This is a genomic window from Phenylobacterium soli, assembly GCF_003254475.1.
Taxonomy (GTDB): domain Bacteria; phylum Pseudomonadota; class Alphaproteobacteria; order Caulobacterales; family Caulobacteraceae; genus Phenylobacterium; species Phenylobacterium soli.
On the sequence record NZ_QFYQ01000001.1, the window covers coordinates 841,094 to 855,096 of the forward strand.

Annotated in this window: 11 protein-coding genes; 3 read left to right on the top strand and 8 right to left on the bottom strand. The window is 70.5% G+C overall.

Annotated elements, in window-relative coordinates; genetic code table 11:
- Positions 1-138 precede the first annotated feature (138 nt).
- On the top strand, positions 139-996 hold the full coding sequence (ku, locus tag DJ017_RS04280; RefSeq protein ID WP_111527550.1) for a non-homologous end joining protein Ku: 858 nt from the start codon (positions 139-141) through the stop codon (positions 994-996).
- Between the two features lie 5 nt (positions 997-1,001).
- Here the strand turns inward: ku and DJ017_RS04285 are convergent, their stop codons facing one another.
- Positions 1,002-1,784: a pseudouridine synthase gene (locus DJ017_RS04285; RefSeq protein ID WP_111527551.1), complete on the bottom strand. Its 783-nt coding sequence runs from the start codon at positions 1,782-1,784 to the stop codon at positions 1,002-1,004.
- Between the two features lie 53 nt (positions 1,785-1,837).
- Here DJ017_RS04285 and DJ017_RS04290 point away from each other — a divergent pair, with 53 nt between their 5' ends.
- Positions 1,838-3,034 carry a BaiN/RdsA family NAD(P)/FAD-dependent oxidoreductase gene (locus DJ017_RS04290; RefSeq protein WP_111527552.1) on the top strand — a complete coding sequence of 399 codons (1,197 nt, stop codon included), beginning with the start codon at positions 1,838-1,840 and terminating at the stop codon, positions 3,032-3,034.
- A 33-nt stretch (positions 3,035-3,067) separates the two neighbouring features.
- Here the strand turns inward: DJ017_RS04290 and DJ017_RS04295 are convergent, their stop codons facing one another.
- The 5 genes from DJ017_RS04295 to otsB all read right to left on the bottom strand — a co-directional run bounded on the left by DJ017_RS04295 (position 3,068) and on the right by otsB (position 10,049).
- Complete coding sequence (locus DJ017_RS04295) at positions 3,068-4,555, bottom strand: carboxylesterase/lipase family protein (RefSeq protein ID WP_111527553.1); 1,488 nt, start codon at positions 4,553-4,555, stop codon at positions 3,068-3,070.
- A gap of 109 nt (positions 4,556-4,664) precedes the next feature.
- A complete protein-coding gene (locus DJ017_RS04300; RefSeq protein ID WP_111527554.1) occupies positions 4,665-5,114 on the bottom strand; it encodes a GNAT family N-acetyltransferase in 450 nt (149 codons plus the stop codon).
- An 83-nt stretch (positions 5,115-5,197) separates the two neighbouring features.
- Positions 5,198-7,849 carry a DNA ligase D gene (gene ligD, locus DJ017_RS04305; RefSeq protein ID WP_111527555.1) on the bottom strand — a complete coding sequence of 884 codons (2,652 nt, stop codon included), beginning with the start codon at positions 7,847-7,849 and terminating at the stop codon, positions 5,198-5,200.
- Positions 7,850-7,902: 53 nt separating this feature from the next.
- Positions 7,903-9,303 (bottom strand): alpha,alpha-trehalose-phosphate synthase (UDP-forming), encoded by a 1,401-nt coding sequence (locus tag DJ017_RS04310; protein WP_111527556.1) that lies wholly within the window; start codon positions 9,301-9,303, stop codon positions 7,903-7,905.
- The gene (otsB, locus tag DJ017_RS04315) at positions 9,300-10,049 is read right to left on the bottom strand and encodes a trehalose-phosphatase (protein WP_111527557.1); all 750 of its coding nucleotides are present in this window, start codon (positions 10,047-10,049) and stop codon (positions 9,300-9,302) included. The genes DJ017_RS04310 and otsB overlap by 4 nt, the downstream gene beginning before the upstream one ends.
- Positions 10,050-10,216: 167 nt before the next feature.
- On the opposite strand from otsB, the gene zwf reads away from it, so the two are divergent.
- Positions 10,217-11,680: a glucose-6-phosphate dehydrogenase gene (gene zwf, locus DJ017_RS04320; RefSeq protein ID WP_377284526.1), complete on the top strand. Its 1,464-nt coding sequence runs from the start codon at positions 10,217-10,219 to the stop codon at positions 11,678-11,680.
- Positions 11,681-11,715: 35 nt separating this feature from the next.
- Here zwf and DJ017_RS04325 read toward each other — a convergent pair whose 3' ends face one another.
- On the bottom strand, positions 11,716-11,958 hold the full coding sequence (locus DJ017_RS04325) for a hypothetical protein (protein WP_133255382.1): 243 nt from the start codon (positions 11,956-11,958) through the stop codon (positions 11,716-11,718).
- A gap of 49 nt (positions 11,959-12,007) precedes the next feature.
- Positions 12,008-13,936 (bottom strand): glycoside hydrolase family 15 protein, encoded by a 1,929-nt coding sequence (locus tag DJ017_RS04330; protein ID WP_111527560.1) that lies wholly within the window; start codon positions 13,934-13,936, stop codon positions 12,008-12,010.
- Positions 13,937-14,003 lie beyond the last annotated feature (67 nt).

Consider the following 14,003-nt stretch of genomic DNA (forward strand, 5'->3'; position numbering starts at 1 on the left):
TCGCGCGCTCTTGGGCTGCAACCCCCTCCGGCCCGTTGGGCCACCTCCCCCTGCGGGGAGGATGGAGAGGCTAAGTCCCCGAACTGAATCAATTTCCGCCGCGTTTCCGCAGTCGGGAACGACGATGGAGATGCGGACATGGCGACGCGACCTACCTGGCAGGGCTACCTGCGCTTGTCGCTCGTGAGCTGTCCGGTTGCGCTCTACACCGGCACATCGCGCACCAGCGAGGTGCACTTCAACATGCTCCACAAGTCGACCCACAATCGGATCCGGATGATCCCCACCGATCCGGAGACCGGGCCCGTCGATCGCTCGGACATCGTCAAGGGCTACGAGATCGAGAAGGGCCACTACGTGGTGATCTCCGACGAGGAGATCGCCAACGTGCGCCTCGCCACCACGCGCACCCTGGACATCGAGCGGTTTGTGGGCGAGGCCGAGATCGACCGCCTCTACTGGAACGACCCCTATTTCCTCGTGCCCGACGGCGACATGGCGGTGGAGGCCTTCACCGTCATCCGCGAGGCCATGGAGAAGGCCGGCAAGATCGCCCTCGGCCGCCTCGTCATGCACCAGCGCGAGCGGCTGATGGCGCTGGAGCCGCGCGACAAAGGCATCCTCGCCTATTCGATCCGCTCGAACCGGGAGGTGAAGAACCCCGACGAGCTGTTCGACCGCATCCCGGACGAGAAGCCCAACGCCCAGATGGTCGACATCGCGGCCAAGATCATCGACCAGCTCGAGGGGCCCTTCGATCCCTCCCAGTTCACCGACCGCTACGAGGACGCCCTGCGCGAGCTGATCCGCGAGAAGGAGAAGGGCCACAAGATCGCCGCGGTGAAGGAGCCGCAGGAGGCGGAGGTCATCGACCTGATGGAAGCCCTCAAGCGCAGCCTCGGCCAGACCGGCGGCGAGCGCCGGAAGCCCGCCGCCCGCAAGGCCCCCGCGAAGAAGGCGGTCCCGAAGAAGGCGGCCGCCAAGAAGCGGGCCTGATCCCTCTAGGCTTCGCGTGGGGGAGAGGAGGCGGAGATCAGCGCCTCGCGCTCCTCGCCCGTCAGGGCGCGCCAGCGGCCTTCGGGAAGGTCGGCGAGCTTCAGCGGGCCGATGCGGACGCGGAACAGGTCGATGACGGTCAGGCCGACGAGCTCGCACATCCGGCGGATCTGCCGGTTGCGGCCTTCCCTGAGCACGAACCGCAGCTTCTGGGGCCCGAGCTGGTCGACCCGCGCCCGGCGCAGCTGGCGTCCGTCGAGGCGCAGGCCGAAGCGGAGCTGGCGGATCTTCGCCTCGGTCACCTGGCCCGCCACACGGACGAGGTACTCCTTGTCCAGCTCGCTGTCCGGGCCGATCACCGCCTTGGCCAGCACTCCGTCCTCGGAGAGCAGCAGGAGGCCGCGGCTGTCCATGTCGAGGCGGCCGAGCGGGGCGAGGCTGGTGTCCGCGTCCGGGACGCAGGGCGCCTCGCCTGTGAGGTTCGCCTTCGAGAGCAGGCGCACGGCCGGTGTCTGGCCCGGCTCGGGCTGGGCCGAGACCACGCCCACCGGCTTGTGCAGCACGGCGGTGAGCTTTGCCGAGAGCCCGGCCTCGGCGCGGTCGGCAAGGGTCAGGGTCTGGCCGGGCAGGATCTTGCGGCCGACGTCGGCCACCGGCTCGCCGTCGATGGAGACCAGGCCCTCGGCGATCAGCCCCTCGGCCTCGCGGCGCGAGCAGACGCCCATCTGGGCCAGCCAGCGGTTCACCCGCTGGGGCTCGGCGTCCTCGTAGCGGCGGGTCCAGGCCATCGGCGGTTCTTTAAGCCATGACGCGCGGGCGGCAAGCCGGCTAAGCAGCGCCCATGGAGCGCTTCGACGTCGTCATTGTGGGGGCCGGGGCGGCCGGCATGATGTGCGCCATCGAGGCGGGCAAGCGCGGCCGCCGCGTGCTCGTCCTCGACCACGCCAAGGCGGCCGGCGAGAAGATCCGCATTTCCGGCGGCGGACGCTGCAACTTCACCAACCTCGAGGGCGGCCGGATCGAGCGCTACCTCTCGGCCAATCCGCGCTTCGCCCTCTCGGCCCTGCGACGCTATCCGCCCTCGGCCTTCGTCGCCCTGGTCGAGCGCCACGGCATCGCCTTCCACGAGAAGACGCTGGGCCAGTTGTTCTGCGACGGCTCCAGCCGCGAGATCGTCGACATGCTGCTGGCCGAGATGAAGGCCGCGGGCGTCGTCCTGCGGCTTGGCGCGAGCGTCGACCGGGTCGAAAAGCTCGCGGACGGCTTCGAGCTTGCCCTTGAAGGCAGGGGAGGAGGCGGCGAGCGCATCGCCTGCGCCTCGCTCGTCCTCGCCACTGGCGGCAAGTCGATCCCGAAGATGGGGGCCACCGGCTTCGCCTACGACGTCGCCCGCCAGTTCGGCCTGGCGCTGACCGAGACGCGGCCGGCCCTCGTGCCCCTGACCTTCGACGTCAGCCTGCTGGAGCAGACCAAGGCGCTGTCGGGCGTCGCCGTGGACGTGGTGGTGAAATGCGGCCGGCAGACGTTCGCCGAGGCCATGCTCTTCACCCACCGCGGGCTTTCCGGCCCGGCGATCCTGCAGATCTCCTCGTACTGGCGCGAGGGCGAGGCGATCGAGGTGGACATGGCGCCGGGCGTCGACGTCTTCGAAGGCCTCAAGGCCGCCAAGACGAGCCACGGCAAGCAGGCGGTGGCGACGGTGCTCTCCCGATGGCTGCCGCAGCGGCTGGCGCACCATCTCGCCGAAGCTGAAGGCGCGGGCGGCCGGATCGCCGACCAGCCCGACAAGGCCCTGCGCCGCGTGGCCGACGCGGTGAACCGCTGGCGGGTGAAGCCGGTGGGCTCGGAGGGCTACCGGACCGCGGAGGTGACCCTCGGCGGGATCTCCACCGAGGCGCTGGACGGCCGCAGCCTGGAGGCCAAGGCCGTACCGGGCCTCTACGTCGTCGGTGAAGCGGTGGACGTCACCGGCTGGCTCGGCGGCTACAATTTCCAATGGGCCTGGGCCAGCGGCTGGAGCGCCGGCCAGGTGTGCTGATCCCCTCTCCCGCTGCCGCGGGAGAGGCGTTTGCTACTTCCCCTGCAGCTTCTCGGCGAGGTCCAGGCGATCCTTGAACTGGTGCTCGCGGGCGGTCACGCCGTCGGCGCCGAATTCGAGCGAGGCCTCGTGGGCGGCGTCGAACTTGGGCCAGGCCATGCCACCGGCGCTGTCCGGATTGCCCGATTTGGCGAAGGCCGCCCAGTAGGCGTTCATCGCCTTGGAGACCGGGACCTCCTCCGGCGCGAACCGCTGCTTCTCACCGCCCCAGACGAAGCGGACCTCGTTGACGTGGCCGGCGCCGAGCGCGGTGGCGCGGGTCTTCTCCGGGACGAAGGAGAAGAAGTAGAGCCAGACCGGTTCGCCGGCCTTGGTCGCCGTCCTCGCGAGGTTGCGGTCCGGCTCGGTGATGTAGGTGTCGGTGACGAAGTCGTTGACGATCTTCAGCCGGTTGCTGGTGTGGTCGGGGTCGTAGGCGGCGAGCACCGCCGCCTGGGCCGCGGCCGGCAGCTTGTCGAGGTCCTCGGCCTTGGGCCGGAAGAGGCTCGCCTCGTTGGAGTTGCCGCCGACGATCAGCGGGACCTTGGCCTGCCGCCCGGCCGCGAAGCCCTGGGCGATGCCGGAGACGATCAGCTTGCCGTCGAGGATCGGCTGGGCGCGCTCCACGAAGCCGCCCTCGTAGGGCAGCTTGGAGAGCGGCAGGGCCCGCAGGGCGGCGGCGGTCGCCGCGTCCGCGCCATCGACGCCGGCCGCCTTGGCGGCGCGCACGCCCATGCCGTCGGCCTTTTCCAGGGAATTGGGGGTATGGCGCGGGAAGCTGGACTCGCCGATCGCCTTCTGAAACAGGCCCTTCGCCTCGGGGGTCAGCATCAGATAGAGCACCGAGATGCCGCCGGCGCTCTCGCCGAACACGGTGACGTTCCTCGGATCGCCGCCGAAGCTGGCGATGTTGGCCTGCACCCACTTCAGCGCCGCGATCTGGTCGGCGAGGCCGTAATTGGCCGTGTGGCCCTCGCGGTCGAGGGCCGGGTGGGCGAACCACCCGGCGTGGCCCAGGCGATAGTTCAGGCTGACGGTGATGACGCCCTTTCTGGCGAACTCGGTCCCGTCGTGCGTCGCGCCGAACGATCCCATGGAGGTGCCGATCACGAAGCCGCCGCCGTGGATCCAGACCATCACCGGCAGCTTGGCGCCGGGCTTGGTCCCGGCCGGCGCGGTGACGTTCAGGTAGAGGCAGTCCTCGACGTCCTTCTCGCAGCTCGCGCCGGGCTTGGTGGCCTCGCGCACGCCGCGCCAGGACGGGCCGGCCGCCGGCGGGCGCCAGCGAAGTTCGCCCACCGGCGGGGCGGCGTAGGGAATGCCGAGCCAGGTGGAGACGCCGTCGGCGCTCGCTCCCTGCAGCGCGCCCTGGCGGACCTTCACCACCGGCCCCGCGGCGAGCCCTCCGGCCGGCTGCGCCGCGGCGGCGGACGTGATGGCGGCCAGCGCAAGAGCGCCGGCGACGAGCGCGCGTCTGATCATGGTTCCCCCCTCTTTTGCGCGGAGGCTAGGGCCAAGCTGTTTCGCGATTGTGTCTGCCACGGCCGCGAGGCGGAGGGGCGGAGTTTGAGACCCGGGTACCCTTCGCCCCTCAGGGTCGGCGGATCTCGAAATAGGTCTTCGCGTCGCGCGTGAAGCCCGCGCCTTCGTAGAAGCGAAGGGTGGACTCCCGCTTGGAGCCGGTCGCCAGCAGCACCTTGTAGCAATCCGCAGCCCAGGCCCTGTCGAGCGCGGCCTCGAGGACGGCGCGGCCGAAGCCCCTGCGGCGATGGTCGGCGTCGGTGACCACGTTCTCGATCACTCCGTAGGCGCGTGCGCCGCGGGACAGGTTGGGGACGATCGCCAGGGTGCAGGAGGCGACGAGCAGGCCGCCGAGGTCCGCGACGAAGGTCGTGGTGACGCCGGAGGTGAGCAGCGCCGACCAGGCCGGCTCGGCGGCGGCGAGGCTCAGGACGGGATCGCCGGGATTGAGCTGCCGATAGAGCGCCAGCACGCCAGCGAGCTCGTCCGGCCTGGCGGGGCGGATCTCAGGCGCGACCATTCGCGCAACGCTAGTACATGAAGCGCGATCGAGTCTTCACCCGCCGCGAGCCGCGAGCCGCGAGCCGCGAGCCGCTCGTCCTCTCAGCGCTTGCCGAGCTTGCGGGTCGCATCGGCCAGGGGGCGTTCGGCGTCGCAGTAGTCGGCCCAGGCCTTGGTCTTCCTGAGCAGGGCGGGGGCGGTGCGGATCGTCCATTTCTTGGGATCGAGCCCCGGCTTCACCTGATCCCAGGTGAGGGGGAAGGAGACCGGGGCCCCGGGGCGGGCGCGGGGCGAGAGCGGGGCGACCGCCGTCGACATGCGGTCGTTGCGCAGATAGTCGAGGAAGATCCGGCCCGTCCGCTTGGCCTTGGCCATGTTGACGACGTAGCGGTCCGGCGCGTCGGCGGCGATGGCGTCGCAGACCGCGCGGGCGAAGGCCTTGGCGGTCGGCCAGTCCATCTTGCCCTTCCCGTCCTTGAGCGGGGTGACCACGTGCAGGCCCTTGCCGCCGGTGGTCTTGCAGAACGCCTCCAGCCCGAGGCTCTCCAGCCGCGCCTTCACCTCCAGCGCCCCCTCGATCACCCGCGTGAACGGGATCTCTTCGTCCGGGTCGAGGTCGAACACGAGGCGGCCCGGGACCTCCGGCTGGAACGGCTGGCAGTTCCAGGGGTGGAACTCCATGGCGGCGATCTGGGCCAGGGCGATCAGGCCCTCGACCCGGTCGACCTGCAGGTAGGGCTTGTGGTCGCCGAACACCTGGACCTCGGTGAGCAGGGCCGAGGAGCCCTTGCCGGCGTGGCGCTGGAAGAAGCGCTCCTTGCCGGCGATGCCGTCCGGCATGCGGATGATCGAGCAGGGCCGGCCCTTCAGGTGCTCCATCATCCACGGGCCGACGGTCTCGAGATAGCGCGCGAGGTCGAGCTTGGTCACGGGCGCCCCGTCGCCGCCGTCGGGCCACAGCGCCTTGTCGGGATTCGACAGCACGACGCCGAGGACCACGGGGCTCTTGTCGCCGCTCTTCGCCTTGGCCGCGGGTTTGGCCCTGGGTTCGGGTCTGGGTGCGACCCTTGGCTCGGCCTCGACGGTCTCGACGGGCGCCGGTTCCTCGGCCACCACCTCGCCGGCCGGCTTGTCCTCGCGCAGCCCTTTGAAGGCGCCCTGGCGCACCATGCCCGAGCCGGTGAAGCCGGCGAACTCGATCTCGGCCACGAGTTCGGGACGCGCCCAGTGCAGGTTCTCGCCCTTCTTGGGCGCCTCGGGGCCGGTGAAGGGGCTCGTCTTCGCCTCGGCGGCCTCGAGCCGCGGCAGGATGCGGCGCACGGTGTCGCGGCCAAAGCCGGTTCCCACCTTGCCCACATAGACCAGCTTGTCGCCCCGGTGGACGCCGACCAGCAGCGAGCGCACCTGGCCGGTCTCCCCCAGCCAGCCGCCGATCACCACCTCGTGCCCGGCCCGGCACTTGGACTTCACCCAGTCCTCGCCGCGCCCCGAACGGTAGGGGGCCGAGAGGCGCTTCGAGACGATTCCTTCCAGCGACATGCGGCAGGCCGATTGCAGCACCGCATCCCCCGCCGTCTCGAAGTGCTCGACGTAGCGGATCCGCGGCTCCAGTCCGCCAGCAGACTTCATGAGTTCGGCGAGCTTCGCCTTGCGCTCGCTCAAGGGTCGCTCGCGAAGGTCAGCGCCCTCGGCGAACAGCAGGTCGAAGGCGAAGAAGACGAGCTGATCGCTTCGCCCCTCGGAGAGCGCCGCCTGTAGCGCCGGGAAGTCCGGCGCGCCGTTGGCGTCCAGGGCGCAGGCCTCGCCGTCGATGATGCAGTCGGGCAGGCGCTCGGCGGCCTCGCCGATGGCGGCGAACTTGCCGGTCCAGTCGAGGCCGGCGCGGGTCTTCAGGGTCGCCTTGCCGCCCTGCACGCGCAACTGCAGCCGGTAGCCGTCGAACTTGATCTCGTGCGCCCAGCCGGCGCCCGGCGGCGGCCGGTCCACCGACTTGGCGAGTTCGGGCGCGACGAAGCCCGGCAGGGCGGCGGCCTTCAGCTTCGGCGCCGGCGCGGCCTTCAGCGGCTGGGCGGCGGCGGCCTTGGGCGCGTCATCGCCGCGGTTGGAGTTCCACACCGCCCTGGCCGAGGCGCGGCCCGCCTTGCCGGTCATGAACGGCTTGGGCCCCTTGCCCTTGCCCGCGGCGATCTCCTCCATGGGCCGCCCGGAGGCTACGGACGTCGTTTCCGCCTCGACCAGCGCCATGCCGCTGTCGTCGATCGAATAGCCGTCGTGGTGCTTGATGAGCAGCCAGTTGTCCTTCTTCTCCCGCTCGCGGCGCTTCATGCGGACGAGCACGAAGCTGCCCTTCAGCCGCTCGCCGTCGAGGCGGAACTTGAAGTCGCCCTTCTTGAGCATGGCGTGGGGATCGCCTTCCGGCTCCCAGTAGCCGCGGTCCCACAGCATCACCGTGCCGCCGCCGTACTGGCCCTGGGGGATGGTGCCCTCGAAGTCGCCGTAGTCGAGCGGATGGTCCTCGACCTCGACGGCGAGGCGCCGCTCGTGCGGGTCGAGGGAAGGGCCCTTGGTCACCGCCCAGGACTTGAAGACCCCGTCGAGCTCCAGGCGGAAGTCGTAGTGCAGGCGGGTGGCGGCGTGCTTCTGGATGACGAAGCGCAGGCGCTTGGAGGCCTTGGTGTGCTCCGCGCCGGCGGGCTCCGCGGTTTTCGAGAAGTCCCGCATCGAGCGGTAGCGGGCGAGCTGGTCCTTGGCCAAGTGGGCTCCTCTCAACCGGCCTAAATCAACTGGCCTAAATCAACTGGCCTAAATCAACTGGCCAGCGCGGTGCGTCGCTCCTCCACCCCCTTGAGGGCGTCCACGAAGGCGTCCCGCCAGGCGGTCACGTCCTCGCGCTGGACATTATCGAACAGAGCGCTCCAGCGGCGAATCCGCTCCGGCTTGTCCATCGCGAGGCCCCTGCGGATCGCGTCGGCGATCTCGTCCGGGCTGTTGGGGTTGACCAGCAGGGCCTCCTTCATCTGCCGCGCGGCGCCGGCGAAGCGCGACAGGATCAGCACGCCCGGATCCTCCGGGTTCTGCGAGGCGACGAACTCCTTGGCCACCAGGTTCATGCCGTCTCGCAACGGGGTCACGAGACCGATGCGGGCCGCGCCGTAGATGCCGGCCAGCTCGTCGCGCCGGTAGTTCTTGTTCACATAGCGGAACGGCGCCCAGTCGACGTCGGCGTACTCGCCGTTGATGCGGCCGGAGATGGCGTCGAGCCGGGCGCGGATCTCCTGGTAGGCCTCGACGCTCTCGCGGCTGACCGGGGCGATCTGCAGCATCAGCACCTCGCGGCGCATGTCCGGGTCGGCGGCGAGGAACCGCTCGAAGCCGGTGAAGCGCTCCTCCAGGCCCTTCGAGTAGTCGAGCCGGTCGACGCCGACGATCAGGTGGCGGAACACCGTGCAGGCGGTCATCAGGTCGCGCATGCGCCGGGCCCGGTTGGTCTTGATCAGGCGGGCGAAGTCCGGCGCGTCGATGCCGATCGGGAAGGCGCCGACCCGGACGCTGCGGCCGAAGGCCTTGAAGAGGTCGTCGCCGACCTTCTCGCCGCCGGCTTCGGACAGCACATATTCCTCGAAGGCCTGGCGGTAGTCCTCGGTCTGGAAGCCGACCAGGTCGTAGTCGAACATCGACTCCACGAGCTGGCGGTGGCCCGGCAGGGTGACGAACACCTGATAGGCTGGCCAGGGCACGTGCAGGAAGAAACCCATGCGGTTCTTCAGCCCCAGTCGGCGCAGCTCCCGCGCCAGGGGGATCAGGTGGTAGTCGTGGATCCAGATCAGGTCGTCCGGCTCGATCAGTGGGCGCAGGGTCTCGGCGAAGCGGCGGTTGGCGCGCTGGTAACCCTCGTTGAACGCCCGGTCGTAGGCGGCGATGTCGGTGCGGTAGTGGAACAGCGGCCACAGGGTCTTGTTGGCGTAGCCGTTGTAGTACTCCTCGACGTCGCTCTCCTCGAGGTCGATCGTCGCGGCGGTGACGCCCTCGATCTTCTGCATCGAGAGCTGGCCGGTGAAGGTCGGCGTCGACTGGCCGCTCCAGCCGAACCACAGGCCCGAATATTCCCGCAGCGCTGCGGCGAGCGCCATGGCGAGGCCGCCGACGCTCTCCTCGCCCGCGCCGGTGGGCGGGTTCACGCGGTTCGAGACGACGATCAGCCGGGTCAAAGCGCGGCCTCCAGCCAGGCCAGCGCCGCCTCGACGCCGGGGAGGCGATAGCGCGCGCCGGTGGGGCGCGGCGCGCCCACCAGGATGCCGGCGCCGCCGAGCTCGCGGGCCGCGGCGAAGCCGTTCTCGTCGGTGATGTCGTCGCCGAGGAACACCGGCGTCGCGCCGGCGAAGGGCGGCTCGGCCATGAAGGCGCGCACGCTATCGGCCTTGGTCGGGCCCGGGGTGCGCAGCTCCTCGACCATGTCGCCGTCCTGCACGGTGAGGCCGGTCTCGGCGGCCAGCCGGCGGGCGCAGGCCCGCGCCGCGTCGGCGCAGTGCCGCGCCAGGCGGAAGTGCAGGGCGACGGAGAGGCCCTTCTCCTCCACCAGCAGCCCGGAATCGCGGGCCGCGAAGCGGCGCAAGGCCTCGGCCGCCTCGGCGAGCCTCGGATGGGGGGCGTGGGCGTGCAGGGTTCCCTGCGCATCGCGACGGATCAGGCCGTGGACGGCCGCGATGGCGCCGACCCGGCCCTCGAGGATCCGGTCGGCGTCCTCCAGCGTGCGGCCGGTGATCACCGCCAGGCGTCCTTCGAGCTGCTCGGCCAGGCGCTCCAGCAGGTCCGTGCGGCGCGGATCGGGGCGCACGTCCTGCGGCCTCGCGGCGATGGGCGCGAGGGTGCCGTCCAGATCCAGGAACAGCGCGCAGTCGCGAAGCGCCAGCGGCTTCGGTGCGGGAAGTTGAACGGTGACTTCTTCGATCGACATCAACTCGCCCCCGAACCGGTACGAAACGCACAACTGGGCCGCTTCGATCCCAATTGTTCGAAGCTCTGCGGAACTTGGTCCGGAACCTTGCGCCTGGGCCTTGACGTTGGTTTGGAAGTCCGCGCTATGCGGGCGTCGAGACCTGGCAGCTCTAGGGGATGGCGCAGATGGCCGAGACGCCGCGTGCGGACCTGCTCGTCCTGTTCGGCGCCACGGGCGACCTCGCCCGGCGCATGCTGCTGCCGTCGCTCTACTTCCTCGACGTCGACGGCTTCCTGCCCGACGGCTTCAAGATCGTCGCCACCGCCCGGGCCGAACTCAGCCGGCAGGACTTCCTCGACCATGTGCGCAGCGACCTGAAGGGCCGGCCCGAAGGGCTGGACGAGGCGGTCTGGGCCCGCTTTTGCGGCCGGCTGGACTACGTCCCCGCCGACGCCACCAGTATCGAAGGGCTCGCCGCCCTCAAGCCGCACACGGCCCAGGCCAGCCGGCCGATGTTCTATCTCGCCATCTCGCCCAGCCTCTATTCCAAGGTCTGCGCGGCTCTCGCCAAGGTCGGCTTCGCGGGACCCGAGAGCCGGATCGTGCTGGAGAAGCCGATCGGCCGCGATCTCGAGAGCTCGCGGGCGATCAACGCCGCGGTCGGGGCGGTGTTCGACGAGGAGCGGGTGTTCCGTATCGACCACTACCTGGGCAAGGAGACGGTGCAGAACCTGATCGCCCTGCGCTTCGCCAACACCCTCTTCGAGCCGCTGTGGAACAACCTGACCATCGACCACGTGCAGATCACCGTGGCCGAGACCGAAGGCGTCGGCGAGCGCTGGCCGTACTACGACGAGTACGGCGCCCTGCGCGACATGCTGCAGAACCACATGCTGCAGCTCCTCTGCCTGGTGGCCATGGAGCCGCCGTCGGACATGGAGCCGGACTCGGTCCGCAACGAGAAGGTCAAGGTGCTGCGCTCGCTCCGCGGCTTCACCCGGGCCGATGCGCAGGGCTGCTCGATCCGCGGCCAGTACGGCGACGGAGTGGTGGCCGGGCGGGCGGCCCATGCCTACGAGAAGGAGCGCGGCCAGCCCTCCGACATCGAGACCTTCGTGGCCCTGAGGGCCGACATCGACAACTGGCGCTGGGCGGGCGTGCCCTTCTTCCTGCGGACCGGCAAGCGCCTGCCCGAGCGGCGCACCCAGATCGCCATCCAGTTCAAGCCGGTGCCGCACTCGATCTTCGGCGGCGCCGCCAGCCAGGACCTCACCGCCAACCGCCTGGTCATCGACCTGCAGCCGGACGAGGACATCGAGCTCACCTTGATGAACAAGGCGCCGGGCATCAGCCGCGAGGGGATGCGGCTGCAGTCCCTGCCGCTGTCGCTCTCCCTGCTGCGCGCCTACGAAGGGCCGGGCGCGCGCCGGCGCATCGCCTACGAGCGCCTGCTGCTGGACGTCATCGTCGGAAATTCCACCCTGTTCGTGCGCCGCGACGAGGTGGAGGCGGCCTGGCGCTGGATCGACGGCGTCGCCGACGCCTGGAAGGAAGCCGGCCTGACGCCCAAGCCCTACGCGGCCGGCTCGTGGGGGCCGGCGGGGGCCTTCGCGCTCATCGAGCGGGCGGGGCGGGCCTGGTACGACTAGGAGCGACTGCCGGGTCCGATTGCGGCCCGCAGAATTCAGCCCGTGTGGTCGCCGGCCGCGTAGGGCGTCGGTTCGCCGAAGCGGGTCGGGCTGTCGCCCAGGGCCTCGCGCAGGACGGCGACGTCGTGGCTGTCCTCCAGGACCTTGACGATCTCGTAGAAGCCGCGCGCCTCGTCGGCGTCGCGGCCGGGCTGCAGGTGGTCGGCGACGATCTCCTCGATCCGCGAGATCAGCCGGTTGGCGGCCTCGGCCGCGGCGCGCAGGTCATGCTCTGCCATGCCCATGGAAGCGGTGGCGGCCGGCGAAGGTTCCGGCAGGCCCGGTCCTTCACCGCACGGTCGACCACGGCCGCGACAGCAGGGTGGCGCAGTTGATCAGGCCGACGAGGGAGTAGGTCTGGGGATAGTTGCCCCACAGCTCCTCGCCGTCGAAGGCGAGGTCCTCGGACAGCAGTCCGGCCTTGGTGCGGCGGCCGAGCATCTGCTCGAACAGGTCGCGGGCCTCCGCCGTGCGGCCGGAGAGGTGCAGGGCCTCGATCAGCCAGAAGGTGCAGAAGTTGAACGCCGTCTTCGGCAGGCCGAAGTCGTCGGGCAGGGCGTAGCGCAGCATGAAGCCGCCGCGCCGCAGCCCGCTCTCCACCGCTTCCATGGTGGCGCGCATGCGCGGATCGCCCGGGGTGGTGAAGCGCACGTCTATGAGCTGCAGGAGGCTCGCGTCCAGTTCATCGCCGTCGAAGGTCGCGGCGTAGCGGCCGAGCTTCTCGTTCCAGGCGCGGGCCTCGATGGTGGCGCGGACCTGGCGCGCCTTCTCCGCCCAGTAGTGCGAGCGGGCTGGCAGGCCGACGCGCGCCGCGGCGTTGGCCAGCCGGTCGCAGGCCGCCCAGCACATCACCGAGGAATAGGTGTGCACCGCCTCGCGGCCGCGGAACTCCCAGAGGCTGGCGTCCGGCTTGTCGTGCAGCTCGAAGGCGCGCTCGCCGATCGGCTCCAGGGCGTAGAAGTCGTCCACCGTCGCCGGCCGGAACAGCCGCTCGTCGAAGAAGGCCTGGACGGTGGAGAGCACGATCTGGCCATAGACGTCGTGCTGCAGGTGCTCGTGCGCCTGGTTGCCGATGCGGACAGGGCCCATGCCGCGATAGCCGGCCAAATGCGGCGCGATCCACTCGGTGAGCACGGGCTCGAGCCCCACGCCGTAGACCGGCTGCACATGGCCGGCCCGCGAAGCCTCCTCGGACGATGGCCCCGCGCCCTGCTCCAGGCCCGGCGCGGGCGCGGGCGCGGGCTCGGTGCCCGGCGGCTCGCCCCGCGGCCCATAGACCGGCGCGAGCTGACCCCGGCGCGCAACGTCCACCAGGTTGCGCAGATAGCCGAGGTAGTTCTCCAGCATGTCGGCCGCGCCCAGCCGGTTCAGGGCCTGGACCACATAGTAGGCGTCGCGCAGCCAGCAGTAGCGGTAGTCCCAATTGCGGCCCGGCTCGCCGTCCTCCACCGGGTGCTCCGGGATCGAGGTGGTCAGGGCCGCGACGATGGCCCCGGTCTCCTCGTAGGCGCAGAGCTTCAGGGTGATGGCCGCCCGGATGACCTCTTCCTGCCATTCCAGCGGCACCGACAGGGTGCGCACCCAGCTTCGCCAGTAGAAGGTGGTCTCGCGCAGCATCCGCTCGGTGGTGATGGCGATGTCGGCGTCGAAGCCCTCGTCCGGGCCGAGGAACATGGCGATCGGCTCCTCGAGCCGGAAGGCGCGCTCCTCCAGGATGTGGCTGACCGGCGCGTCGGTGGTCAGGCGCATGGTGGTCTCGCCGCCGACGTAGCGGATGTGGTTCGAGCCGTTGGTCGTGGCGCAGGCGCGCTCGCCGTAGTTGAAGGTCGGCCGCATGCGGATACGGATCCGCGGCGCGCCGGCGATCGGTCGGATCAGGCGGATGAAGACCAGCGGCCGGTAGACCCGGCCGAACTGGCGGTAGCGGGGGCAGAAGTCGATCACCTCCAGCGCCCCGCCGTGGCGGTCGACGATCTCGGTGGAGAGGATCGGGGTGTTGCGCAGATAGGACTGGCGGATGGAGAGGGTGTCCTCCGCCTCGACGGCCCAGACGCCGCGGGCCGACTCGCTGGCCGGATCGCGGCTGCAGAGCAGGCCCGAGAAGAAGGGGTCGCCGTCCACTCTCGGCGTGCAGGCCCAGACGAAGCGGCCCGCCTCGTCGACGAGGGCGCTGGCCGCGCAGTTGCCGATCGGAAACAGCTCCAGGTTCTGAGTCATGAGGTCTGGCTCAAGCTGTCAGCTCCGCCGCTCGTCGTCCGCACAGAAATCGAAGCCCCGCGCCCCG